Annotated in this window: 27 protein-coding genes and 2 pseudogenes; 5 read left to right on the top strand and 24 right to left on the bottom strand. The window is 60.6% G+C overall.

Features of this window, described 5'->3' with window-relative positions; all coding sequences use genetic code 11:
- Positions 1–23: 23 nt before the first annotated feature.
- From EJ997_RS01040 to glmS, 7 genes and pseudogenes are all read right to left on the bottom strand, one after another.
- Complete coding sequence (locus EJ997_RS01040) at positions 24–281, bottom strand: hypothetical protein (protein WP_126702928.1); 258 nt, start codon at positions 279–281, stop codon at positions 24–26.
- Positions 282–394: 113 nt separating this feature from the next.
- Positions 395–724 (bottom strand): hypothetical protein, encoded by a 330-nt coding sequence (locus EJ997_RS01035; RefSeq protein WP_126702927.1) that lies wholly within the window; start codon positions 722–724, stop codon positions 395–397.
- The gene (locus EJ997_RS13875) at positions 724–918 is read right to left on the bottom strand and encodes a hypothetical protein (protein WP_323052619.1); all 195 of its coding nucleotides are present in this window, start codon (positions 916–918) and stop codon (positions 724–726) included. Before EJ997_RS13875 ends, EJ997_RS01035 begins: the two co-directional genes overlap by 1 nt.
- A complete protein-coding gene (tsaE, locus tag EJ997_RS13870) occupies positions 915–1,211 on the bottom strand; it encodes a tRNA (adenosine(37)-N6)-threonylcarbamoyltransferase complex ATPase subunit type 1 TsaE (RefSeq protein ID WP_323052618.1) in 297 nt (98 codons plus the stop codon). The genes EJ997_RS13875 and tsaE overlap by 4 nt, the downstream gene beginning before the upstream one ends.
- A 25-nt stretch (positions 1,212–1,236) precedes the next feature.
- Positions 1,237–2,361 carry an alanine racemase gene (gene alr, locus EJ997_RS01025; protein WP_126702926.1) on the bottom strand — a complete coding sequence of 375 codons (1,125 nt, stop codon included), beginning with the start codon at positions 2,359–2,361 and terminating at the stop codon, positions 1,237–1,239.
- Positions 2,354–3,847, bottom strand: a complete 1,494-nt coding sequence (locus tag EJ997_RS01020; protein ID WP_126702925.1) for an NAD(P)H-hydrate epimerase — start codon at positions 3,845–3,847, stop codon at positions 2,354–2,356. Before EJ997_RS01020 ends, alr begins: the two co-directional genes overlap by 8 nt.
- A 4-nt stretch (positions 3,848–3,851) precedes the next feature.
- A pseudogene (glmS, locus tag EJ997_RS01015) lies at positions 3,852–5,700 on the bottom strand (glutamine--fructose-6-phosphate transaminase (isomerizing)).
- 50 nt (positions 5,701–5,750) lie between these two features.
- Between glmS and coaA the strand changes: the two are divergent.
- Both coaA and EJ997_RS01005 read left to right on the top strand, forming a co-directional pair.
- Positions 5,751–6,704, top strand: coding sequence for a type I pantothenate kinase (gene coaA, locus EJ997_RS01010; protein WP_126702924.1), 954 nt, complete (start codon positions 5,751–5,753; stop codon positions 6,702–6,704).
- A gap of 271 nt (positions 6,705–6,975) precedes the next feature.
- Complete coding sequence (locus tag EJ997_RS01005; protein ID WP_126702923.1) at positions 6,976–8,004, top strand: alpha/beta hydrolase fold domain-containing protein; 1,029 nt, start codon at positions 6,976–6,978, stop codon at positions 8,002–8,004.
- Between the two features lie 91 nt (positions 8,005–8,095).
- On the opposite strand, the gene EJ997_RS01000 is transcribed toward EJ997_RS01005, so the two are convergent.
- From EJ997_RS01000 to truA, 7 genes are all read right to left on the bottom strand, one after another.
- Positions 8,096–8,857, bottom strand: coding sequence for a nucleotidyltransferase domain-containing protein (locus EJ997_RS01000; RefSeq protein WP_126702922.1), 762 nt, complete (start codon positions 8,855–8,857; stop codon positions 8,096–8,098).
- Positions 8,858–9,233: 376 nt separating this feature from the next.
- Positions 9,234–9,575 (bottom strand): hypothetical protein, encoded by a 342-nt coding sequence (locus tag EJ997_RS00995; protein WP_126702921.1) that lies wholly within the window; start codon positions 9,573–9,575, stop codon positions 9,234–9,236.
- A 55-nt stretch (positions 9,576–9,630) separates the two neighbouring features.
- On the bottom strand, positions 9,631–10,332 hold the full coding sequence (locus EJ997_RS00990) for a DedA family protein (protein WP_126702920.1): 702 nt from the start codon (positions 10,330–10,332) through the stop codon (positions 9,631–9,633).
- A 6-nt stretch (positions 10,333–10,338) separates the two neighbouring features.
- Positions 10,339–11,685: a phosphoglucosamine mutase gene (gene glmM, locus EJ997_RS00985; RefSeq protein ID WP_126702919.1), complete on the bottom strand. Its 1,347-nt coding sequence runs from the start codon at positions 11,683–11,685 to the stop codon at positions 10,339–10,341.
- A gap of 409 nt (positions 11,686–12,094) precedes the next feature.
- Positions 12,095–12,583 carry a 30S ribosomal protein S9 gene (gene rpsI / locus EJ997_RS00980; RefSeq protein WP_126702918.1) on the bottom strand — a complete coding sequence of 163 codons (489 nt, stop codon included), beginning with the start codon at positions 12,581–12,583 and terminating at the stop codon, positions 12,095–12,097.
- Between the two features lie 36 nt (positions 12,584–12,619).
- The gene (rplM, locus tag EJ997_RS00975) at positions 12,620–13,063 is read right to left on the bottom strand and encodes a 50S ribosomal protein L13 (protein WP_126702917.1); all 444 of its coding nucleotides are present in this window, start codon (positions 13,061–13,063) and stop codon (positions 12,620–12,622) included.
- A 156-nt stretch (positions 13,064–13,219) separates the two neighbouring features.
- Complete coding sequence (gene truA / locus EJ997_RS00970; RefSeq protein ID WP_126702916.1) at positions 13,220–14,134, bottom strand: tRNA pseudouridine(38-40) synthase TruA; 915 nt, start codon at positions 14,132–14,134, stop codon at positions 13,220–13,222.
- A 58-nt stretch (positions 14,135–14,192) separates the two neighbouring features.
- Here truA and EJ997_RS00965 point away from each other — a divergent pair, with 58 nt between their 5' ends.
- The 3 genes from EJ997_RS00965 (at position 14,193) to EJ997_RS00955 (ending at position 15,643) form a co-directional block, all read left to right on the top strand.
- A complete protein-coding gene (locus EJ997_RS00965) occupies positions 14,193–14,963 on the top strand; it encodes an ROK family protein (protein ID WP_126702915.1) in 771 nt (256 codons plus the stop codon).
- Between the two features lie 151 nt (positions 14,964–15,114).
- Positions 15,115–15,447: a hypothetical protein gene (locus tag EJ997_RS00960; RefSeq protein WP_126702914.1), complete on the top strand. Its 333-nt coding sequence runs from the start codon at positions 15,115–15,117 to the stop codon at positions 15,445–15,447.
- Position 15,448: 1 nt separating this feature from the next.
- Positions 15,449–15,643 (top strand): hypothetical protein, encoded by a 195-nt coding sequence (locus EJ997_RS00955; RefSeq protein WP_126702913.1) that lies wholly within the window; start codon positions 15,449–15,451, stop codon positions 15,641–15,643.
- Between the two features lie 69 nt (positions 15,644–15,712).
- Here EJ997_RS00955 and EJ997_RS00950 read toward each other — a convergent pair whose 3' ends face one another.
- The 10 genes and pseudogenes from EJ997_RS00950 to EJ997_RS00905 all read right to left on the bottom strand — a co-directional run bounded on the left by EJ997_RS00950 (position 15,713) and on the right by EJ997_RS00905 (position 22,788).
- Positions 15,713–17,356 carry a CAP domain-containing protein gene (locus tag EJ997_RS00950; protein WP_126702912.1) on the bottom strand — a complete coding sequence of 548 codons (1,644 nt, stop codon included), beginning with the start codon at positions 17,354–17,356 and terminating at the stop codon, positions 15,713–15,715.
- A gap of 173 nt (positions 17,357–17,529) precedes the next feature.
- Entirely contained in the window at positions 17,530–17,886 is a 357-nt protein-coding gene (locus tag EJ997_RS00945) for a cupin domain-containing protein (protein ID WP_228201529.1), read from the bottom strand.
- Between the two features lie 215 nt (positions 17,887–18,101).
- Positions 18,102–18,677: a 50S ribosomal protein L17 gene (gene rplQ / locus EJ997_RS00940; protein ID WP_126702910.1), complete on the bottom strand. Its 576-nt coding sequence runs from the start codon at positions 18,675–18,677 to the stop codon at positions 18,102–18,104.
- A gap of 21 nt (positions 18,678–18,698) precedes the next feature.
- On the bottom strand, positions 18,699–19,703 hold the full coding sequence (locus tag EJ997_RS00935; RefSeq protein WP_126702909.1) for a DNA-directed RNA polymerase subunit alpha: 1,005 nt from the start codon (positions 19,701–19,703) through the stop codon (positions 18,699–18,701).
- A gap of 76 nt (positions 19,704–19,779) precedes the next feature.
- On the bottom strand, positions 19,780–20,178 hold the full coding sequence (rpsK, locus tag EJ997_RS00930) for a 30S ribosomal protein S11 (protein ID WP_126702908.1): 399 nt from the start codon (positions 20,176–20,178) through the stop codon (positions 19,780–19,782).
- A gap of 41 nt (positions 20,179–20,219) precedes the next feature.
- Positions 20,220–20,587: pseudogene (gene rpsM / locus EJ997_RS00925) on the bottom strand (30S ribosomal protein S13).
- A 120-nt stretch (positions 20,588–20,707) separates the two neighbouring features.
- The gene (gene rpmJ, locus EJ997_RS00920) at positions 20,708–20,821 is read right to left on the bottom strand and encodes a 50S ribosomal protein L36 (RefSeq protein ID WP_126702907.1); all 114 of its coding nucleotides are present in this window, start codon (positions 20,819–20,821) and stop codon (positions 20,708–20,710) included.
- A gap of 53 nt (positions 20,822–20,874) precedes the next feature.
- Positions 20,875–21,096, bottom strand: a complete 222-nt coding sequence (gene infA, locus EJ997_RS00915; RefSeq protein ID WP_126702906.1) for a translation initiation factor IF-1 — start codon at positions 21,094–21,096, stop codon at positions 20,875–20,877.
- Between the two features lie 304 nt (positions 21,097–21,400).
- On the bottom strand, positions 21,401–22,228 hold the full coding sequence (map, locus tag EJ997_RS00910; protein WP_126702905.1) for a type I methionyl aminopeptidase: 828 nt from the start codon (positions 22,226–22,228) through the stop codon (positions 21,401–21,403).
- Positions 22,228–22,788: an adenylate kinase gene (locus EJ997_RS00905; protein WP_126704889.1), complete on the bottom strand. Its 561-nt coding sequence runs from the start codon at positions 22,786–22,788 to the stop codon at positions 22,228–22,230. Before EJ997_RS00905 ends, map begins: the two co-directional genes overlap by 1 nt.
- Positions 22,789–22,791: the final 3 nt, after the last annotated feature.

Here is a 22,791-nt window from a genome sequence, read left to right as displayed (position 1 = left end):
GCGGATGGGTCGCTTGTGGCTGGCTAGCTTCTCGAGCGGCTCGGGGCGTTCGGGGACCTGCGGAGCCAGGTGATGGTAAGTGTGCTCGCGAGGAACACGGCAAGAATGATCCCGGCAATAATTGCTGGGCGGTTGTTTGTTGAGACGGCTTCATCCCGACCGTTCGCATCGTCCGTCATGAGCGACTTGCGTAGCTCAAGGAACGATTCAACGCTGGTGGAACCCGCGAGATGGTCGAGGGCTTCGACACTGACCGGAATGATCGTGTCGCCACGGATCATGAAGTATGTACTGAACTGGGGTTCGAAGATGAGGAGGTCGGCGCGTTCGCGAGTAAGTAGACGGGTGGCGAAGTAGGCGTCTGCGTGGACGGCTCCTTCTCCACCATCCTCTGTTATGTCGTAAAGGACAACGCCGACCGGGAGGGCTTCCGAGGTGACCGGTGCGGCAAAGTGCGTGGGTTCGGCCTGACTTCCCGAGGATCGCTCGAGTCTTCTGAAATTTCTACCGCGGGAACGGGCTCTTCGATAACGAGTTCTTCCAGTTCCTCCTGTGTAAGGTCCGGGAATACGGTCCCGGCATAGGATCTGAGGGTTTCGGTCGCCTCGTTCTCGAACCACTCCTCTGCGGACTCCTCTGGAGACCGTTCTTCCGTGGCGGCACGTGCCACTCCCGGTAGGAGCACCAGTCCCAGGAGAACAAGCAGGGCGAGGACGGAACGCACTATTGCTCCAATGCCTCAAGAATCGCTTGCGAATGCTCTCCTGTTGCCGAGAGAACAAGGGTACGGGGAGAGTCAACGAGAAGATCCTCGGGGTCTTCATCCGCTGCCGCGCCGGTTTCCCGGTGAATCTCAATCTCAAGCCGGTCCTCGGACAGGCCGTCGGTTTTGCCCCGTCCCCATTCCACAACAGTCACGGACTCTTCGAGGACGTGTCGAGGTCAAGGGCATCAACGTCGTCAAGGGATTCGAGCCGGTAGGCATCGACGTGAACCAAGTCTGGTTCGCCGCGGTGGACGTGGGAGATGACAAAGGTGGGTGAGGTGACGCGGCCGCGGACACCGAGGCCCTCGGCGAGTCCCTGCACGAAGGTGGTTTTGCCTGCACCGAGGGGGCCGGACAGCATGATGAGGTCCCCCGCCCCGACATGGGTGGCGATTTTTGCGCCAATGGCCCTCATGTCATCTGCGCTACGCGCGATCAGCTCCATGGTTCCCTCCTGCCGGTGTCCTGTGTCAGTGCCCTACTTTACCCCGATATGTGCGGGGAACATGACGGCCAAGTCTTGTCGTAATCTCGTATCCGATCGTGCCAGCCGCGCTAGCCCATTCGTCGGCAGTTGGACCGCCATGACCATAGAACACGACCTCCGCCCCGGCCTCAACACCGTCTGGCAGGGCGATGACCACCTGATCCATGCAAACCCTGCCAACAACGCGAGTGCGTATGCCTCCGACTCGCACGGGACCGCGGCCCGATGCGGAGCGGGGAATCCCATCGGCGTAGCCGAGGGGAACAGTGCCGAGCCTCATAGCTTCCTCGGTCACTTCCGTGTGCCCGTAGGACACCCCGGTGCCCGCCGGAACTTCACGGACGACAATCACCTTGGAGGTGAGTGTCATGACGGGAAGCAGGCCAAGTTCCTCTGCCGTGGCAACGGCAGGATCGGGGCTCAGCCCGTACAGGCCAATACCGGGGCGCACCATGTCCAAGTGAGTATCCGGGTGCCAGAGGGTCCCCGCCGTATTGGCAAGGTGACGAAGAACAGGCTTCACCCCGACATTCTCAAGCAGACTGGATGCCTCGTTGAAGCGGTTGAGCTGACGGGAGGTCTCCGAGGAATCTGGTTCATCGGCTCGCGCCAGGTGCGACCAGAGCCCGATGATCTCCACTAGGCCCGCGGCCTCCGCACGGAGAATGTCCTCGGCCGTTTGCTCGAGGTCAGCCTTGCTGAAACCACCCCGGGACATCCCGGTATCTATTTCGATGTGGAGGCGTGCGGGAACGCCGGTGGCCTTTGCTGCCTCGACTGCTTCCTCCAATGCCCACCGGGCGCCGATGGAGATATCGAGGTTCGAAAGAATCGCGGCCGCCAGGCTTGCACCTGTGCCGTAGATCCAGGTGAGGATCGGAGTATCCGGAACTGTTCTTCTCAGCTCGAGGGCTTCGGATAATTGGGCCACACCCAGGTAGTCCGCCCCCTCATCCGCGAGCGCAGCACCGACCTCGTGGAGGCCGTGTCCGTAGCCGTTGGCTTTGACGATCGCGGCGATCTTCGCGTCTGTTTTGTTTCGCAGGAGCCGATAGTTGGCACGCAGGGCACCGAGGTCAACGTCGGCCCTGCCAATGAAGTCAGTCATGGAGGGCGGAGGCAATAGCTGCGGGGATACCGTCGACAATATCCATGGCACGGATCGGTCCATCAGAATGAGCCGCTTCGGCGTGGATCCAAGAGGCCGCCGCAGCAATCAGTGCGGGCTTGCCGTAGCCGCGCCCGCTCCGGGCAAGGTCCTCGCCTGCGGAAGCGAGGAGGGCACCCAGCAGACCCGCGTACACGTCACCTGCTCCGGCAACTGCTCGCCAGTGGGATCGTGCCGGCTGGCTATAGACGGGGCCGTCAGGGCCAGCAATGACGTCGGAAGCTCCCTTCAGAACGATTGTTGCGCCTGTGATGGTGGCAGCCAGGCGCACCGCCCTGATGGGTGCCGCTTCGACATCCTGCCGGGTGATGCCCTCACCGCGGGCCGAGAGTAGCTCGGCAAGCTCACCGGCGTGCGGGGTGAGGACAACGGTGGAGGGCAGGTCCGTGTATTCCGTCTTCACGAGCTCGAGTGCCCCAGCGTCAAGAACAACGGGATATTTTTCTTCGAGTGCCCGGTCGAGCGGTGCCTTGAGGCGTTCCGTTTCCGTGGCGGGGACCCCGGAGCCGAGGACAACGGCCTGGGCTCGACCAAGGCCGGTCACGACCTCCGGGTACCTGCGGAGCACAAGCCCGGCCACTTCCGGGGAGTCGAGGCGGACCATGCCGGGGCCGGCACCGAGCGCTCCCCCAACGGTCAGCACGGCGGCACCCGGGAAGGAGTCCGATCCGGTTCCGAGCAGGACGACACCGCGGGTGTACTTGTGGTCGGTTGGTCCCGGCACACGAAGAAGATCTGCCACATCGGATCCCGAGAGCGTCGCGACAGCGGGCTCCCCGGTGAACCAGAGCCCAATATCGGCAACCTCAACGCGTCCGCACACCCGGGAGGCCGGGGGTGCAATCAGCCCTGGCTTTGGGGCTCCCATGGTGACCGTGACGGTTGCGGTCAGCACCGGGCCGACAAGCGCACCATCGTCAACACCAATACCGGTGGGGCAGTCGACGGCAATCACGATTGGTTCATCGGGTGCCGCGATGCGTTCCTCTTCGAGCAGTGTGACGAGCGATGAGAGGGGTTCGGTGAGCGGCGGGCGTACTCCGATGCCTGCGAGCCCATCGATCCAGAGGCCGGCACGGCGGGCTGCCTTAAGGATTCCGTCCTTGCCGCTGTCCACTAGTGCGCAGCCGCTTTCCTTGGCGGTTGCCAAGGCTTCGGCGTGAACGGAGTCGGAGGCACGGACAATCTCAACGGAGGCACCCCGTGCCGCAAGGTACGCACCGGCGTACAGCGCATCTGCGCCGTTGTTGCCTCCTCCGGCGAGGACAAGGACCTGGGATCCCGTGACGAGATGGCCGCGGGAGCGGAGCTCCCGCACGGCCGCCGTTGCCACGGCGAACGAGGCCCGCTCCATGAGGGGCACTCCCTGTTCAAGGAGGGGCTTCTCCGCCTCGCGGACTTCCGATGATCGATAGGCTCTCAGCATTTACTTACTCCACGGTGACTGACTTGGCGAGGTTCCTTGGCTTGTCCACGTCCAGTCCCTTCTCCCCGCGAGCGCACACGCGAAGATCTGAAGGGGAACGACGGACACAAGGGGTGAAGAAGAGTGGGGGTCTCGGGGATGCGCAGGACGTGATCAGCGAACTCCGCAACGGCATCATCGCCCTGTTCTGCGATGCAGAGGACGCGGGCACCGCGTGCCTTCACTTCCTGGACATTCGAGAGGACTTTGGCGTGCAGGAGGGGCCTGCGCGGGGTTGGGACGATGAAGAAGACCGGCTGTCCTTCTTCGACAAGGGCGATCGGGCCGTGCTTCAGCTCGCCGGCCGCGAAGCCTTCGGCATGAATGTAGGCGAGCTCCTTAAGCTTGAGAGCGCCTTCCAGTGCAACGGGATATCCGACGTGCCTACCAAGGAACAGGACGGACGTCACGTCCTTCATGCTGCGAGCCAGTTCCTTCACTTCGTCCTCGCGCGCGATCACATCGGCGATCTTGTCGGGCATGGCCATGAGCTCCTCGAGGTAGGTGAGGACCTCGTCGGAGTACTTGTTGCCGCGTAGCTGTGCGAGGTAGAGGCCGAGCAGGTAGGTTGCGGTGATCTGCGCGACGAATGCCTTCGTCGAAGCCACGGCAACTTCCGGACCAGCATGCGTGTAGAGAACAGCATCCGATTCACGGGCAATGGTCGAGCCGTGCGTGTTGACGATCGCAAGAACCTTGGCACCCTGGTCGCGGGCGTGTCGCACCGCCATGAGCGTATCCATCGTTTCACCCGACTGGGTGATGGCAACGACAAGGGTCCTCTCAGAAACAACGGGGTCGCGGTAACGGAACTCGTGGGCAAGTTCGACCTCGACTGGAATCCGGCACCAATGCTCGATCGCGTACTTGGCCACGTGCCCGGCATAGGCAGCCGTGCCGCAGGCAACGACAATGATCTTGTCGATCCGCTTGAGGATCGATTCTTCGATACGAAGCTCATCGAGCATGAGGGAACCGGTTTCGCTCATGCGGCCAAGCAAAGTGTCCCGAACGGCGGTGGGCTGATCATGGATTTCTTTCTCCATGAATGTGTCAAAGCCACCCTTAACCGCAGCGTCGGCGTTCCAGTCAACCGTGAACTCGTCTCGTTCAACCGTCTCACCCTCGAAGGTCTGGATCTCGACGGTAGTGGCCGTAATCGTGACGATCTCGTCCTGGCCCATTTCAATCGCACGTTTCGTTTGACCAACGAACGCGGCCACGTCGGAGCCGACGAAGTTCTCCCCATCACCGAGGCCGACAACAAGCGGGGAGTTGCGGCGCGCCGCGACAACGCGGTCCGGTTCGCTTCCCGCGAGCGCAACGATCGTAAATGAGCCTTCCAGCTCGCCCACGGTTTCGCGGAGCGCTTCGGTGAGGTCCCCGGTTTCTTTGAGGCGGAGCGCCAAGTGGTGGGCAACAACCTCGGTATCGGTCTGCGTCACCCGGGTAATTCCTTGTTCTTCGAGCTGTCGAGCAAGGTCAAAGAAGTTCTCGATGATGCCGTTGTGGACGACGGTGACAGCGCCGTCGAAGGACAGGTGGGGGTGGGCATTCTCGTCGGTTGGGCCACCATGGGTTGCCCACCGGGTGTGTCCGATTGAGTTGCGGGACGCTGGGAGGGGATTTGCCTCCAGGTCATCCAGGAGGTTCTGGAGCTTTCCAGCTTTCTTTGCTTGGGTGATCATTCCGGGCCCCACGGCGACTCCGGCCGAGTCGTACCCGCGATATTCGAGCCTTGACAGTCCTTCAAGGACAACATCGACGGCCCTGGTAGAGGTTTCACCGCCTACGTATCCGACAATTCCACACATTTTCGAGCTCCTCGCTGATGATTATCGTTCGGGATGACAAACTATAGGTCATGACCTCAACCACGGCCGCCAACTCGCTGGATCCTTTCCTTCATCTTACTCGTGAACATTGGGAATCCTTGGCGACAAGCACACCACTTCCGCTATCTCCCGAGGAAGTGACAAGTTTGTCATCCCTCGGTGACCCGATCGACCTTGCAGAAGTGGATGCCGTTTATCGGCCGCTTTCCGCCCTTATCCAGCTTCATGTGGCCTCGGCCTTGCGCCGGCACATTCGCACCACCGAGTTCCTCAAAACCTCCGAAGCCCACACGCCATTCGTCATCGCAATAGCCGGTTCCGTGGCGGTCGGTAAGTCTTCCGTTGCCAGGCTCCTCCAGCGGCTCCTGCAACGCTGGTCATCGACACCCCGGGTCGAACTTGTCACAACTGACGGTTTCCTTTTCCCAAACGAGGTTTTGGAAAAGGAAGGCATCATGCACCGAAAGGGCTTCCCAGAGTCGTACGACCGCCGTTCCTTCATGGGCTTTATGAGAGCCGTTAAGGCCGGTCACCTACCGATTGACGTCCCGAACTATGATCACGTCACCTACGACATCGTGCCTGGCCACACGCAACGCGTCGAAGACTGCGACATCCTTATCGTCGAGGGCCTCAACGTGCTCCAGCCACCGAAGCTTGGCTCCTCCGGCCAGCTCACAGCAGTATCGGACTATTTCGATCTGTCGATCTACGTCGATGCGGACGTGAAAGCTATCGAAGACTGGTATATCAAGCGGTTCATCAAGCTCCAGCAGACCGCCTTCGCGAACCCGAAGTCATACTTCACGCGCTACGCAGACCTGTCGGAAGATCAGGCACGCGGGATCGCGGGCGGCATTTGGAGAAGCGTGAACGCGCCGAACCTCATCGACAACATCGAGCCCACAAAGTCACGCGCCACCGTGATCCTCCGCAAGGGCGCCGACCACCGGATGGAATCCGTCTACCTCCGTAAGAGCTAGCGGGGCCGGCCCCAAGCCTCAGCCAGGCCAACCCACACGACATCTTCATACCGGCCGGGATCTTTCTTACCGGACATCTTCACACCGCCCAGGCTCTTCACGCCCATGTGTATCCCACAGCATCGCATTGCCCACCGCCACGGTCTAGCGTTCGCCAACCCAACCTGACCTTGGGTACCCGGAAATAGACTCTGGACTTGTACACGCCCGACGGCGTTGCCCAGGATCGTTACAGGCACAGGGTTTACGATCTAGGTAGGAAGGAGAAGGTGTGAGTAGTTCGTTTCGGCCCGACCGGTGGATCCTCGCATGGGTCCTTCAAACAAGAAGCAGGATGACAGGTGCTTCATCATTTCCGTTACCCTCGCGTCCCGTCGAGGAACGCCAGGTAACGATCCCCACCCGCTACGGCGAGATGAGCGGCCTCATCTATCGTTCGCCCGACGCGATCGCGGCACTCCACTCCCGCTCGACCCCGCCCCTTCATATTCAGCTACACGGCGGCGGCCTCATTGGCAGAGCCATCCGGGAAGACGAACACGTCAGCCGCTTCCTGGCCTCAGAAACCGGAGCCATTATCCTCGCCCCGCACTTTCATGCGGCCCCTCAAGTTTCCTTCCCAGTGGCCGAGCACCAGTGTTTCGATGCCCTGAAGTGGGCGCTTTCGGCAGGCAGCATGGGGCGGAACCCGGACCGCATAACCGTCGGCGGTGGTGGCACCGGAGCAAAACTTGCTATCAACACCGCTCAGCTGGCTTCCGAAGGGCGAATTCGCCTGTCCGGGCTGATCGCCACCACACCTGTCACCGACGTTTCACTACCCACCCCCGGCGCGGGCGCTGGCTCGGTTCCACCGATGTCCCGCGGCAAGAACGCTGAACAGCCAGACTCATCCACCGGGAGCTCACCATCCGCTCAAATGTCCGGCTTTGAGCCAGCGGCCGAAGACGGAGTCAAGGGGAAAATGCTGGAATGGCGGGAAAAGAAAGACGACCTCTTCGAGAGGCTGTTCGACTTCGCCGCGGAAAGCTACGTCCCCGACGAAGATCGGATGGATCCGCTAGCCAGCCCCGCCTTCGACCTGTCTCTCGTCACGAAGCTTCCCCGCACTCTTATTCAAGTTGGCGCGGAGGATCCCATTGCCGACCAGGGGAGGGCCCTTGCCAGCCGCCTCGCCAAGGCCCGCAAACCCCACACTCTCACCGAGTATCCTGCCGGGCATGTCTTCACCGTCCACGGCAAAGAGAACATCATGGAAGCGGCAATCGTCGAGCAGGTCCGGTTCATTCAGTCGCTCTGAAGCTCAAGCTCCAGCACTGCCCGTTACCCTGTTGACAGGTCCTGCCCCATTACCGGCCCGGCCTGCCCAGTACCGGGCCCGTCCCCTCCGATCAGGCATCCAGCCAATTCTCGAGGCTGTCCATCAGGGTGTGGCAGGTAGCAGGAGCCTCATTGGGGCCTGCTTCTAGAAAGGACTCGAGCTCAGTGCGAGCATGATCTGGCAGGCTTTCAAGATCGGTCATGCGGTCAAGTAAGCGCTTCTCCCCCGGGTGTGTTTGCCGGTTGACGGCAAACACAATGTCGAACCACGAGGCAACGATCGCAGCTGTTCGATGATTGATCGAAACGGTATCGTTCCGATTGCTTGCGAGGACCAGCTGTTCTTCGAGGCTAAACATGGTGCCACGCAGGAGCACCCTGTTGCGATTGACGATCGCGTCGGCAAGCTCACCGGGATAGGGCATGGCAGCGAGGCGCGCCAGCTCATCAACCAGCCCCGAATGATCGTCCTTCCGCCCCACTTCGTGCCATGTTCTTATCGTGTGCCAAAAAGCCGTCGTGTAACCGTTCGCGGCTTGATGATCGACAACAACACGGCGCAAGTTGTTGAGCGTATCGTTCAGGTTCCAGAACATGACGTCATAGGTTCCGGTCGAGTCCGCCCAAGCATCGCCATCACCAAAATGCCCGGGAGCAATGCTGGCCCTGAAGGGGTTCCGACGCGCAACAAAGTCCTTACGCCACTCGAGTTCAACCGGCCCGGTGGTGAGGACATAGATGTCGGTGTCGGAATTCTTATCGCTTCGTCCCTCGGCAGCCGAGCCACCGAGATAGATCGCGGCAACACTTGGGTGCTCCAGGTAATCTTTCATGGGCCCAGGGTACTTCCATGACACCCTGGCTATGCCCTAATTCCTTACCTGTCGCAGCCGAAGAACGAGGCAGATGCGTCGAGGGTGAGGGGCAACGGTTTGAAAGGTCGTTGATTCAAACGAGCATCGCCCAAGCATCCGAGGAGTACCGAAGGCACATGGGAGCGCACAGTTAGGACAGTGCATTGTGCTCCCCACATAGTTTTACGAGGCCGACAAAGCTATGCGAACTGGACAGAACTTCGGGGCAGAAGGAGATTCCTTCTGCCCCGGGAAAGTTAGGGGGTGGTCTACCTTGACCGCGTGTTCAAGGTGAACGACCAAGTGTTGCGAAGCGGCAATAGGGCAGCGGTGGTAATGCACCGGATGGTCGATACTAGGCTGCTGCGCTCCAGGCAATGGCGATGGCGATCACGGTGATCACCGAAGCTAGGAGAACCACGACCGGCATGGGAATCGAGGTTCTCAGCTGCGGGCGGTCGAGGTGGTTGGCGTAGGCCGCCTGAAGCGGGGTCACCCTGTTCGGCACGAAGGCCTGACGCTGCGGCTGTGCCTGCGGACGGTTCTGGACTCGGGGGCGGTGCTGAACGGGTGCACCATATCCGACCGGCTGGTTCCTACGGCCGACGGGTGCGTACATGTTCGGTGCCTGGAAGCGGGCTGCCGGGGCGTAGTTCGGGGTGGTGAAGTGGGCGGGGCGGTTCTGGATTGCGGTCATGATGTTTACCTCCTGAGACGAAGATAGAACATCTGAAAACCGCAGGAAACCGCCGTTACGGGTGACTGGTCCCCGGGGAGTCCGCCCCACCTTCAAGGTGGTCATGTGCCCACTCCTGTGCGGCCCTTTCAGCCTCGACATATCGGGCCGGGAAGAACTTCTTCTGCAAGACCGTAATGAGGTGCGAAATGAGGTATCCGAGGATCACTCCACTGACGATCCCCAGGGCCATGGACAGTAGTGGGTGACCCTCCAGAACGTGAGCCGCCCCAACGCCTACCGCCACCGAGTAAGCGGCCCAGAGCATTGCCGAAATCGAGTCCACGATAGAGAACGTGGAGCGTCGGTAGCCGGTTGCCCCGGCCCCCATGTTGACCGCGATTCGCCCGATCGGAACGAACCGCGCCGCCATAATAAACACCGGCCCGTGGGTGAGGAGAAGGCTCCCGGCCTTGGCGTAAGCGCGGGCACCTGTCCCCCGGTTGAGGAACGGAACTCTCTTGACAGGTATCCTCGCCCCGATCGAATACGCCACCTGGTCACCGAGGAACGCACCGATCGACGCGACCGCCCACAGGAGCACGACATTCGGTCCGTCGGACGTGACCGTGAGTGCCGCGAGTGCGATAACGATCGACTCGGATGGGAGGGGCGGGAAGAACCCGTCAAGGCTGCAGAGAACGAGTACAGCTACGAGAGCCCAGGGGGATCCGCCGGCTGCGATCACCCAGTCCTGGATCGCGTAGAAGTAGTCCACGTGCGGTTAGAGAGCGAGACGCTCGGCGACAACTCCGGCAAGGTCCTGCGCGATGCGGTCGGCTTCTTCCTGCGTTGCAGCTTCCACCATGACGCGTACCAGCGGCTCTGTGCCCGAGGGGCGTAGGAGCACCCGGCCGGTCCGGCCCAGGTCCTCTTCCGCCTTCGCGACGGCTGCGAGGAGCACCTCGTCGCTGTTCGTCCGGGTCTTGTCAACACCGGGGACGTTCACGAGGGTCTGGGGAAGGCGGTGAATGAAGGAGGCAAGGTCGCGGAGTGTCTTGCCGTTCTTTGCGACCTGTTCGGCAAGCAGAAGTGCCGTCAGGACACCGTCACCGGTCGTAGCATACTCGGCTGCGATAACGTGGCCGGACTGTTCACCGCCAAGGACGTAGCCGGATTCCTTCATTGCTTCGAGAACGTAGCGGTCGCCAACCTTCGTGGAGACGGTCTTGATACCCCGCTCCTCCATAGCAAGTAGCAGGCCAAGGTTCGACATAACGGTAATGACGAGGGTGTCGTCAACGAGCTTGCCGTCGTCTTTCATGCCGGTGGCAAGAACGCCGAGGATCTGATCCCCATCGACCATTTCGCCCGTGTGGTCCACGGCGAGGCACCTGTCAGCATCACCATCAAATGCCACACCGAAGTCTGCCTCGGAGGCGACAACGAGGGCCTGGAGCTGTTCCGGGTGGGTGGACCCGCAGGCGTCGTTGATGTTCTTACCGTCGGGAGAGGCATTGATAACGACAACGTCGGCTCCGGCCCTGCGGAGAGCCTCCGGGCCGAGTTCGCTGGCCGCACCGTTAGCGCAGTCAACCGCGATCCGGAGCCCGGACAGGTCCGCGGTGATCGCGGTCGACAGGTGATCGAGGTATTCGCGGGTAGCGACTTCGTAGTCACCACTGATCCTGCCGACGCCTTCGCCGACGGGACGCTCCCATTCCTCATCGAGCATCGATTCGATGTGTTCCTCGGTGGCATCCGCGAGCTTGTACCCGCTGTGGGCAAAGAACTTAATTCCGTTGTCCGGCATCGCGTTATGCGAAGCGGAAATCATCACCCCGAGATCGTAGTCGAGGTTCGCTGTCAGATAGGCGATTGCCGGGGTGGAAACGACGTCGACATGCGTGACATCTACACCGGCCGAGGCGAGCCCCGCAGCAACGGCCTGGGCGAGCATGGCGCCCGACTGGCGGGTGTCGCGCCCAATGATCGCGGTCGGCCGAGCGTCCGAGTCCCGTTCCTTCACGAGGACCCTTGCTGCTGTTTCACCGAGCTTGAGAGCAAGATCCGCGGTAACAAACCTGTTCGCAAGTCCGCGTACGCCGTCTGTCCCAAATAGTCGACCCACGATATTCCCTTCGAGCGGTAATGTGACTGTCCCTAATGTACCGTACCGATCCGGCTTAGCCCGTGACTGTTTCAGATCATTTGCTACAAGTGCGCGCTGTTGCATCCTTTGATCGGCTAGTTCGCCACCACCGATCACACCGCACGCGAGGTACGAGACCGCTGAGGCGCGAGAGGATCGGCCTCCCCAAGGTCGTAAGTGCTTGGGCAAATCCATCAACAATACCGTCTCAAGCAAACCGAATAGCAATTCTTCCTTCAGTAAACCGGCCAAGGATCGTCAGCCATTCATTCGTGAATGCGTGCTTCGATCGGGCCCGCGGTACAACTGGGCTTTGCGCCGAGGGAACGATTTCGCAAATAAACAACTCACCCCCGCAATTGCGGGGGTGAGTAACAGTTCGTGAGGCTTAACGCTTCGAGAACTGCGAAGCCTTACGCGCCTTCTTGAGGCCTGCCTTCTTACGCTCGACCGCGCGAGCATCGCGGGTGAGGAAGCCAGCCTTCTTGAGGGCGGGGCGGTTGTGGTCGCGGTCAATGTTGTTGAGCGCGCGGGCGATGCCGTGACGCATTGCGCCGGCCTGGCCCGAGGAGCCGCCACCGTCGATGCGGGCGATCACGTCGAAGCGGCCCTCGATGTCGAGGAGCGCGAACGGCGAGCTAACCAGCTGCTGGTGAAGCTTGTTCGGGAAGTAATCCTCAAGGGTGCGACCGTTGATCTTCCACTCGCCCGTTCCCGGGACGAGACGGACGCGTGCAACGGCCTCCTTGCGGCGGCCAAGTGCCTGGCCGGGGGCGGTCAGGGACTGTCCCTGGCCGGTCTCGGGAGCATCGCTGCTCACTGTGTACGAGCTCGGGGCGTCCTCGAGCTCAACGTCTGCTGCGGTGTTTTCTGCCACAGTTCTCCTTTAAAAGTTCCTGGTCCGTACCGGGCTCTACTGAGCCACCTGGGTGAGCTCAAAAACCTCGGGGTTCTGGGCCTGGTGCGGGTGCTCTGCACCTGCGTAGACCTTGAGCTTCTTGATCTGCTGGGCTGCGAGACGGTTGTGCGGGAGCATTCCCTTGACAGCCTTCTCAACTGCACGCTCGGGGAACTTCGTGAGAAGCTCCTCGTAAGACATGGCGCGCAGGCCACCCGGGTAACCCGAGTGATGGTAAGCGAACTTCTGCTGAAGCTTGTTGCCGGTCAGGCGGACCTTCTCGGCGTTAATAATGATGACGTGATCACCAAGATCAGCGTTGGGAGCAAAGTTCGGCTTGTGCTTCCCACGGAGCAGGGTGGCAACCTGCGCTGCCAGACGGCCGAGCACAACGTCGGTGGCATCAATGACATACCACTTGGATTCAACGTCGCCGGGCTTAGGTGTGTACGTACGCACGGGCTATGCCTTCGTTTCTATACGGCAAAGAGGTAGATCGCATGGCTAATCGATCGGACTTCACCTGGGTCAATGAATAAATCTCGTTGTTGTTTTCAACATCCGGCGAGTGGGAACGCGCAGATGGATAACACAACTTTCATAACTGTAATCGCCCTAGACAACAGGGTCAATTGCTTGGGCAGTCGATGTGAGTGGGTTCTCACGCACTCTTCTCGCCTTATTTGCCTGCTCAGCAAGCATATCATCGGCCGGATAATCCACTCGTTCCAACATGAGCCCGCGGGCGGGCGCAATGATGACGCCGCGATCGCGGGATTGCTCGGCTAGCCGCTCCGCCGGCCACGTGGATTCCTTCTTTCCTCGGCCCACTTCGATCAGGGCGCCGACGATGGAACGCACCATGGAGTGACAGAACGCGTCCGCTTCCAGGTCCACAACTAACAGCCCAGCATCCGGGCCAATAGCGGGCCGATGCACCTCGATCTTTCTCAGCGTCCGAATCGTGGTTGCGCCCTCCCGCGGCTTGCAGAACGACAGAAAGTCGTGTTCGCCAAGAAGCCGCAACGCTGCCTCCGCCATCACCCCATCATCGAGCTGGGCCGTCCGGGTCGCGATGTGTGATGTGAAAACCCCGGACACAACCCGATCATCAATCCGATAGCGGTAGGCGCGGCCGACGGCGGAGAACCTCGCATCGAAGTCAGTACTCACCTCGGCCGCTCCCGCAATAACAATGTCGCCGATGGCTCCGGAGCCATTGATGGACTTAGCGCCGCTCTCCCGGGCGAGCACTCCCCCTAGCCTTGTCAGCAACGCCTGGGACGGGTGCCGGTCGGATCTTCCCGGCAGGGCATTCCACGCAGCTTCGTCGACATCGAAGTGGGCCGTTTGCCGGGCGGCGTGCACACCGGCGTCGGTCCGTCCCGCGACGGTGAGCTTCACGTCATGACGGAGAACGGTCTTCAGCGCCGCCGTGAGAACCCCTTCGACGGTTCGCAACCCGGGCTGAAGGGCCCACCCGTGGAATCGTGTCCCGTCGTATGAAAGGTCGAGTCGGATGCGCATCATAGCTCCAGTTTCGCACACGACGGGCTGAACGCTGTGACGGGGTGCTAGCGTCATATCCATGGAAAGCAATTCTCACGAGGGCCCGCTCACGCTCGGAGTGGACTGCGGCGGAGGCGGCATCAAAGCCACCGTTCTCGACGCCGGTTCCTTTCAGATCGCTCCCGCACTCCGGGAGCCCGTTCCCTATCCCCTGCCTCCCAAGAAACTGATCTCCTTGGTCGAGGGCATGGCGAAGAAGCTTCCTCAGGCTGACCGGATCACGATGGGTATGCCCGGCATGATCCGGCACGGCGTCGTCATCCACACCCCGCACTACATTTGCCGGTCCGGCCCCCGCACGAAGACCGTTCCCGAACTGATCGACATGTGGAAAGAGTTCAACATGCAGGGGGCACTGACAGAGAAGTTCGGCATCCCCTCCCTTGTCCTCAACGATGCGGAGGTCGCAGCCTCCGGCATTGTTACAGGACAGGGGCTGGAGTTCTTCATGACCCTCGGCACGGGCCTGGGAACCGCCCTGGTTGATAACGGGATCCTTGCCCCGCACCTCGAGATGTCTCACGCCCCGATGCGCTGGGGCCTCACCTTCGATGATGTACTGGGCGAACACGAGCGCCGCAGGCTGGGCGATTCCGCCTGGTCGCGTCGCGTCCTGCGCGCCGTCGAGCTTCTGTTCCCCGTGTTCCGCTGGGACACCCTCTACATTGGCGGCGGTAACTCCTCCCGCATCGTCCCCACGGTCCGCGCGAAACTCCCGGAAGCCAACTTCGTCTCCAACGCGGCAGGCATGTCCTCCGGTGTTCGGGCATGGAGCCTGTCGGGGCGCTGACAAGGCCCGTGCCGAAGGCTCCCTTAACCGAGCCTTCGGCACCATCCGAGCATTCGGCTCTGTCCGAAGGTTGCAGAGAACGTGGGAAACCGTCGGTTACGATCCTGCTGTTCCGTCCTGACGATAGGAGTTCCCTCGATAGGCTGGGCTTATGCGAAGAACACTGGGAGCTCTGACTATTGCACTTCTCCTCGTGAGTGCCTCTGCATGCTCGAAAGACGGCGATTCACCCGACTCAGACACGACGATCACGGACGAGTCGCGCGATCCTGCGATCGTGGCGGCTGAGTCACTCGAGCGACAGGGTTGGAAGCTTCCGCAATACGGTTCCACCGGTGCGCTTAACACCACGGTAGAAATGGAAAAGCGAGACGACGAGGGAGCTGGCGGACGCTCTATCGTTCAAACCCGAGAAACCATGCGCAAGCCCGAGGAGAACTCAGCACGGAACATGTCGTCTCTCGAGGTAGATCCCACGGTCTAGGGTGACCGATGTAGGCACCCGCGAGTTCGGCGCAAAGACCGGTTACGGAGTGCAGTACCGCAATGAGACAACCCTGCGGTTGACCCAGAGATTGCACGTCCACGATGGGGAAAACCTGCTCACCATCACGGTCGACTACCAGGCAGAGGAGATCCCCGACGACGCACTCACAGCCCTCGACGAAGTCGCATTCTAAATCGTCAGAACCGCTGCGGGTTGAAATTCCCAAACTCATCCCCGTTCACAACGTCCCAAGGAAGTACACCTAGTCCAGTCGGTTCAGTCCCGGCGTGTCGATGCCGTCACCGTTCCAGTCACCAACAAAGACCCTGTCGGACGCTAGTCCGAACGAAACGGACCTGGAGGTCACCGCGTCCGAACGGGAGTTGTTGAGAAGGATGCTGGTGCCGCGGCGGAGCGAGACGGTGTCGTAGCCATCGCCATCCCAGTCGCCAACGAGTGCTTCGTCGGAGGCGTAGCCGTAGTCAAAGAACCTGTTGGCATTGCCGCCGATGAGGACATTGTTGATGAAATAGGTTGCATCCCGACGGACGCTGATCGTATCTTCGCCGTTGCCGTTCCAGTCACCGATGAGGACCTCATCTGCTTGACGGCCGTACATGAACTCGTGGTCAGCATTGCCACCGCGAAGCGAATCGTTGAGGAAGAACGTCTTACCACGGCGCACACCGAGAGTGTCACGACCATCGCCGTCCCAGTCGCCGACGAGCACCTCGTCGCCTTCGCGGCCGTACATGAACTCGTGGTCGGCAATGCCACCACGAAGCGAATCGTTGAGGAAGAACGTCTTACCACGGCGCACACCGAGAGTGTCACGACCATCGCCATTCCAGTCACCGACGTAAACCTCGTCGCCAGCGCGTCCGTAAACGAACGAATTGTTGATTGCCAGGCTGGACCAGCTGTCGGTCAGGTAGAAGGAGTTCTTCTTGGCAGGCTCCTGGACCAGATTGCCAGTCACCGTGACCCGCGCGGTGTAGTCCTGCCCCGTCGCGGTCGTCGCCGTGACGGTCACGCTGCCGTTACCAACGGCCGTGTAGGAGCCATCAACGTTGACCTTCAGGACATTCGAGTTCGACGACGAGTAGTCGGCTTCAACCTCGACGGGAATCGCGGGAAGCCAGTACATCGAACGAGCTGTTCCCGTCACCTCGGCGGTTCCGGTTTCGCCGGCGGTCAGCGAGGAGTCAACGTCAAGGTCACCATCCACGTTCGACATGTTGGAGGAGCTCACGGCCGTTTCAAACGTGTAGTTACCGTCAAGCTGGGTTCCCCTCGTATCGGATGACCGCGAGGCGGACATCCAGCCCACCGTCACGTTGCCTACGCGAGCGAAACCGAATGACTTATATGACGGGTTGATGAGGTTGTAGAGGTGGCCAGTGGCGTTGTTGAACGCACCGTTGTACCTAATGAGGTCGTCCCTCTCCCCCGCCCAGGAGCCCTTTTCAACATCGGCGATAGCAACCGCAATATCAGCCTGGGTTGTGAGGATCTCGCCCGGCCACTTGCCGAGAAGGTCCGCTTCCTTGTAGGAGCCACCGTCGGGACGTACGTGGCCCCAGACAATGTTCTGTTCGTAGGCACGCTGGATCGCGGACTTCTCAAGATTCGTATCCCATGAAACGCCATTGATGTATTCAGAGCGGGACAGGCCCGCCTGATCGACGGCCCGATACAGGGGCTGTCCGTTGAAAAGTACTTCCTTGTCGTCGTACATCTGCGCGCGGATGCTCCGCACCGCGGGCATAGCAGCCGCTTGAATGGCGACCTGATCGACATCGAGGTCAGATGCAACGATGGTGCCGCGGCCTGGATCAGTTCCAAGGCCGGGGCTTCCTGCACCAAGCGCAGGGGCGGCAATAAGTCCGCCGGAGAGTATAAGCAAGACTGCGAGAAGTGAACTATACAGGCGTCGTGCGATCGGCAAGATGTCTTCCTCCGGATATGAATCATCTGGTCTAAGGTCTCAAATCTATAACAATTTGATGACCCAGAAGGATGTTATCGGAGAAACTTATGTGAATACATCTGATGTGTTGTGTATCAAGTACAAACTTACTAATGAGAGCCTTGCTCTTCAGATTTCCGTTCGTCGTGGCTCTCCCGCTCGGCAATTCCGGTGACCGTTGTCAACAGGAAAACCGAGTCCTCGCGCGCAAAAACTCCATGCCGCACATGGGTGAGAATCTTCATGTCCCCCTCGTCGAGACTGTCCGCCTCCGCGCCGACAATATCAACCCCACCGGTGATGACATACATGGAGGCGGCAGGCGGTGAGTTGTGTGCCGCAAGCTCCGTCCCCTGACGCAACCCAATCAGGCTCTGCCGCAGCGGCCCGTCGTGTAGCAACAGTTCCGCATAGCGTCCGTTCTCGGCTTCCAACGCGCTCGCTAGTACTTTCTGCGCCTCTTCCATCAATCTCATGGTGACACCATTCCTCTCTTCCACCATTCGATCAGGACAAACCGGTCTCGTCCAGCCCAGACGACAAGAACTGTCGAATCCCTCCGCGCGAACAACGAGCGGTTCCGACTTGCGTATACAAAAAACCGGCGCCTCAGCGCCGGTGAATGATGCCTGGAATAAGTAATGGGGCCGAGGAAAACCTCGACCCCACCACTTCCAATGTTCTACTTGTCGTCTTCGACCTTGTCCTCGGTGGACTCTGCCGACTCGGCGGACTCTGCCGAATCAACGGAATCGGCGGACTCAGGCGAATCAACGGAATCGGCGGACTCAGGCGAATCGACCGAATCAGCGGACTCCGGCGACTCAACGGTCTCGTCGGCGTCAGCAGCCTTGACGGCAGCCTTCTCGGCCTCGGCAACAACAGCCTGCTTCGGCGAGACGGGCTCGGTGACGAGCGAGATGATGGCCATGGGGGCGTTGTCACCCTTGCGGTTGCCTACCTTGACGATACGGGTGTAGCCACCCTGACGCTCGGCGAAGGTCGGGGCGAGCTCCTCGAAGAGGATGGCAACGGCCGAGCGGTCCGTGATGTCCTTGAGGACGTCACGGCGAGCGGCGGTCGTGCCCTTCTTCGCCTTGGTGATGATACGTTCCGCGTACGGCTGGAGGCGCTGTGCACGCTTCTCGGTGGTCGTGATCGAGCCGTGCTCGAACAGGGCCTTCGCGAGATTGGCCAGCATGGCCTTTTCGTGTGCGGCGCTTCCCCCGAGGCGGGGACCCTTAGCGGGCTGAGGCATGATGTCTCCTTGAAATTATTGTCAGTGCGAGGCGTCGTCGCTGAACATGGACGAACCGTAGGAATCGTCGAAGCCGCCCATGAAGCCGGCCGGCGAATCCTTGAGCTGAAGGTCAAGCTTTGCGAGCTCGTCCTTCACGTCCTCAATCGACTTCGCACCGAAGTTACGAATATCCAGCAGATCTGCCTCAGAGCGCAGGATGAGCTGGCCAATGGTTTCGATTCCCTCACGCTGCAGGCAGTTCTGCGAACGTGCGGGGAGATTCAGAATGGTGATGGGGCGCTGCAGGTCAGACGACTGCGTTTCCTCCACCGGTGCTTCGCCGAGCTCGATACCCTCAGCCTCGAGGTTGAGTTCCGCTGCGAGTCCGAAGAGCTCGACAAGCGTCTTGCCAGCAGAAGCAAATGCGTCGCGAGGATTCGTCGACGGCTTCGTCTCGACATCAATGATGAGCTTGTCGAAGTCGGTGCGCTGCTCAACACGAGTAGCTTCGACCTTGTACGAGACCTGGAGAACCGGCGAGTAGATCGAATCGACGGGGATACGACCAATCTCGGCCTCGGGGTCCTTGTTCTGCGCGGCGGACACATATCCGCGGCCACGCTCGACAATGAGGTCGATCTCGATCTTGCCCTTCTCGTTGAGATTGGCAATGACGAGGTCCGGGTTGTGGATCTCTACACCTGCGGGCGGGTTGATGTCACCAGCGGTGACGACACCCGGGCCCTGCTTGCGAACATACATCTGAACGGGCTCGTCGTTCTCGGAGGAGACAACGAGTTCCTTGATGTTCAGGATGATCTCGGAGACATCTTCCTTCACGCCCTCGATCGTGGTGAACTCGTGAAGAACCGAGTCGATCTTGATCGAAGTGACTGCTGCGCCCGGGATAGACGACAGCAGGGTGCGGCGAAGGGAGTTGCCCAGGGTGTAGCCGAAGCCCGGCTCGAGCGGCTCAAGAATGAACCGTGCACGGTACTCGGAGACGACTTCCTCGGAGAGGACGGGACGCTGTGCGATTTGCACGATGTATTTCCTTTCAGCAGTGACCGCTATATGACACTGCAGTACGGAACCGGTGCCGGATGGCCCGGATTAACAATCAGACGCGGCGGCGCTTGGGCGGGCGGCAACCGTTGTGAGCCTGCGGGGTGACGTCCTGAATGGAGGTGACCTCGAGGCCGTTGGCGGTCAGGGTACGGATCGCGGTTTCGCGGCCCGAGCCGGGGCCCTTAACAAAGACGTCAACCTTCTTGAGGCCGGTCTCCATGGCGCGACGAGCAGCCGTCTCGGCGGCGAGCTGTGCAGCGTAAGGGGTGGACTTACGAGAGCCCTTGAAACCCATCATGCCGGACGATGCGGTCGCGAGGACGGCACCGGTCGGGTCGGTGATGGTAACGATGGTGTTATTGAAGGTCGACTTGATGTGGACCTGTCCGTTAACAATGTTCTTGCGCATCGCCCGACGCGGGCGAGCAGCAGTACGTGACTTGGGGGGCATTATCTACATTCTCCTTGAGATCATCGGTTCGCTAGCGCGAACTACTTCTTCTTGCCTGCAACGGTGCGCTTCGGACCCTTACGCGTGCGTGCGTTGGTCTTGGTGCGCTGGCCGCGGACGGGCAGGCCGCGACGGTGGCGGATACCCTGGTAGCTGCCAATTTCGATCTTGCGACGGATGTCGGCCTGAACCTCGCGGCGAAGGTCACCCTCCACCTCGTAGTTGCCTTCGATGAACTGGCGAATCTTCACCAGGTCCTCTTCGGAAATGTCCTTCATCCGAACGTCGGGCGAGACGCCAGTTGCGGCAAGGATCTCGGAGGCGCGGGTGCGCCCAATGCCATAAATGTAGGTGAGAGCAACCTCGACCCGCTTCTCGCGGGGAGGTCAACACCTGAAATACGTGCCAACGTTTACTCCTGTTGGTAGGCCGGAGGTGTGGTGCGCTACCGTCCAGTTCCTGGTCCAGGGCCTCCGGGCCCCGGGTTGATCTGTAGCGCTGTCGCGGGCGTGTGCCCGCTTCCAGGGATTCAGCCCTGGCGCTGCTTGTGCCGTGGGTTCGTGCAAATAACCATGACGTTGCCGTGGCGACGGATCACCTTGCAGCTGTCACAGATGCGCTTCACGCTTGGCTTGACCTTCATGTCCAACCTTCTTTAAGCCCGGAAGGGTTCCCGGGCTTGGTGTAGAGCGGGGCTTACTTGTAGCGATAGACGATGCGACCGCGGGTCAGATCGTAAGGAGTGAGCTCCACAACGACCCGGTCCTCGGGCAGAATCTTGATGTAGTGCTGACGCATCTTGCCCGAAATGTGGGCGAGCACAATGTGCCCATTTGTCAGCTCTACACGGAACATCGCGTTGGGCAATGCCTCTGAGACAGTGCCCTCGACCTCGATGACGCCTTCTTTTTTCGCCATAACCCCCGCTAACGCAGTTAATCTTCTAGTGCTATCGGTTGATAGCTACGGTATCCCTGCTGGTACAAGGCACCGACTATTCAGTTTAGAGGATGGGCGCCCCGTTTTATAGTGCCGATACGCGTGTAACGGCACACACCCGGGGAAAGAGCAAGAGGAACCTTAGGCAATGATGAAGGCCCGGCCAGATGTTTCATCCGACCGAGCCTTCATCATGAATATATAGAGTTCGTTCTGATCTGGTACCGATTCCAGAACTTTCGATCGGTTTCTCGAACGGAGTCCTGATTCCGTTTCGAACGGATCAGCCGAGCGGGACCGGGGTCACGCCGAAGGGCCTCAGGCCTTCCGCTCCCCCATCGCGCGCCGTCAGCACCCAGATGCCGCCCTTGTGGATGGCAACCTCATGCTCCCAGTGGCTCGCGTTCGAACCGTCGGTCGTGATGACCGTCCAGTCATCCTCGAGAACCTTGCTCTCGGGGCTGCCGATGGTCAGCATCGGCTCTACGCAAAGCACCATGCCGGGCTTCAGCTTCGCGCCCTTGTTCTTTGCGCGATAGTTGAGGACATCCGGGGGCTGGTGCATGGCGGAACCGATGCCGTGGCCCATGTACTCCTCAACGAGACCGGGACGGTTGTCCTCGGGGAACGAATCCACATAGTCTTCGATCGCTCCCCCAACTTCACCCACGTGCTTGGCGGTGGCGAGGGCGGCGATGCCAGCCCACATGGCGGTCTCCGTGTATTCCGACAGCTTGCGGTCCGCTTCGGAGGCATTCGGCATGCAGAGCGTGAAGCACGCATCCCCATGCCAGCCGTCGACGATTGCCCCGCAGTCAAACGAAACAATATCGGTATCCGTGAGGACCCGGTCCCCCGGGATCCCGTGCACGATGACCTCGTTGACCGAGATGCAGGCGTTGGCCGGGTAGTCGTAATAGCCAAGGAAGTTGGAGCGGGCTCCCGCGTCCTGGAGGACGCGGGCAGCGACGAGATCAAGTTCCCCGGTGGTAACACCGGGTTTCGCGGCCTCGCGCAGAGCATCGTGGATGTCGGCAACAACGAGGGCCGCTTCCCGAATCTTGAGGATCTGCTCGTTCGACTTGTACTCGATCGATTCCCGTCCGAACATCAACGTCCCTGGATCGCTTCGCGGATGCGCTCCTGGACCTCTTCGATGGTGCCAAGACCATCAATTTCGACGAGGATGCCACGCTGCTCGTACACGCGGGACAGCGGCTTGGTCTGCTCGAGGTAGACCTCCATGCGGCGCCTAATAACGTCCTCGGTGTCGTCCGCGCGGCCTTCGATCTCGGCGCGCTTGAGGAGACGCTCGACAAGAGCCTCGCGCTCGGTGACGAGCTCAATGACGATGTCGAGGGTGTGGCCCTGCTCGAGAAGGATCTCGTCAAGAGCACCAACCTGCGCGAGTGTGCGGGGGTAGCCGTCGAGGAGGAAGCCGTCCTGGGTGTCCTCCTGGTGGAGACGGTCCTTCACCAGGGAATCGGTGATCTCGTCCGGGACGAACTCGCCGCGATCGATGTAGCCCTGGGCGAGCTTGCCGAGGTCGGTGCCTTCAGAAATGTTGGCACGGAAAATCGCTCCGGTGGAGATCTGGGGAATGCCGAGCTTCTCGCAGAGAACCTTTGCTTGGGTGCCCTTGCCGGCGCCGGGGGCACCGAGGATAATCATTCG

This window comes from Flaviflexus ciconiae (assembly GCF_003971195.1).
GTDB classification, from domain to species: domain Bacteria; phylum Actinomycetota; class Actinomycetes; order Actinomycetales; family Actinomycetaceae; genus Flaviflexus; species Flaviflexus ciconiae.
Note: the sequence above shows the minus strand (reverse complement) of the source record. Positions and strands in the feature narration are given on the sequence as shown.

What these genes read in the sequence shown, in the direction of transcription:
- EJ997_RS01040 (WP_126702928.1), bottom strand. Translation starts at nt 281, where the DNA reads ATGATCCGTGGCGACACGATCATTCCGGTCAGTGTCGAAGCCCTCGAC.
- tsaE (WP_323052618.1), bottom strand. Translation starts at nt 1,211, where the DNA reads ATGGAGCTGATCGCGCGTAGCGCAGATGACATGAGGGCCATTGGCGCA.
- alr (WP_126702926.1), bottom strand. Translation starts at nt 2,361, where the DNA reads ATGACTGACTTCATTGGCAGGGCCGACGTTGACCTCGGTGCCCTGCGT.
- EJ997_RS01020 (WP_126702925.1), bottom strand. Translation starts at nt 3,847, where the DNA reads ATGCTGAGAGCCTATCGATCATCGGAAGTCCGCGAGGCGGAGAAGCCC.
- coaA (WP_126702924.1), top strand. Translation starts at nt 5,751, where the DNA reads ATGACCTCAACCACGGCCGCCAACTCGCTGGATCCTTTCCTTCATCTT.
- EJ997_RS01000 (WP_126702922.1), bottom strand. Translation starts at nt 8,857, where the DNA reads ATGAAAGATTACCTGGAGCACCCAAGTGTTGCCGCGATCTATCTCGGT.
- EJ997_RS00995 (WP_126702921.1), bottom strand. Translation starts at nt 9,575, where the DNA reads ATGACCGCAATCCAGAACCGCCCCGCCCACTTCACCACCCCGAACTAC.
- truA (WP_126702916.1), bottom strand. Translation starts at nt 14,134, where the DNA reads ATGATGCGCATCCGACTCGACCTTTCATACGACGGGACACGATTCCAC.
- EJ997_RS00965 (WP_126702915.1), top strand. Translation starts at nt 14,193, where the DNA reads ATGGAAAGCAATTCTCACGAGGGCCCGCTCACGCTCGGAGTGGACTGC.
- EJ997_RS00960 (WP_126702914.1), top strand. Translation starts at nt 15,115, where the DNA reads ATGCGAAGAACACTGGGAGCTCTGACTATTGCACTTCTCCTCGTGAGT.
- EJ997_RS00945 (WP_228201529.1), bottom strand. Translation starts at nt 17,886, where the DNA reads ATGGAAGAGGCGCAGAAAGTACTAGCGAGCGCGTTGGAAGCCGAGAAC.
- rplQ (WP_126702910.1), bottom strand. Translation starts at nt 18,677, where the DNA reads ATGCCTCAGCCCGCTAAGGGTCCCCGCCTCGGGGGAAGCGCCGCACAC.
- rpsK (WP_126702908.1), bottom strand. Translation starts at nt 20,178, where the DNA reads ATGCCCCCCAAGTCACGTACTGCTGCTCGCCCGCGTCGGGCGATGCGC.
- rpmJ (WP_126702907.1), bottom strand. Translation starts at nt 20,821, where the DNA reads ATGAAGGTCAAGCCAAGCGTGAAGCGCATCTGTGACAGCTGCAAGGTG.
- infA (WP_126702906.1), bottom strand. Translation starts at nt 21,096, where the DNA reads ATGGCGAAAAAAGAAGGCGTCATCGAGGTCGAGGGCACTGTCTCAGAG.
- map (WP_126702905.1), bottom strand. Translation starts at nt 22,228, where the DNA reads ATGTTCGGACGGGAATCGATCGAGTACAAGTCGAACGAGCAGATCCTC.
- EJ997_RS00905 (WP_126704889.1), bottom strand. Translation starts at nt 22,788, where the DNA reads ATGATTATCCTCGGTGCCCCCGGCGCCGGCAAGGGCACCCAAGCAAAG.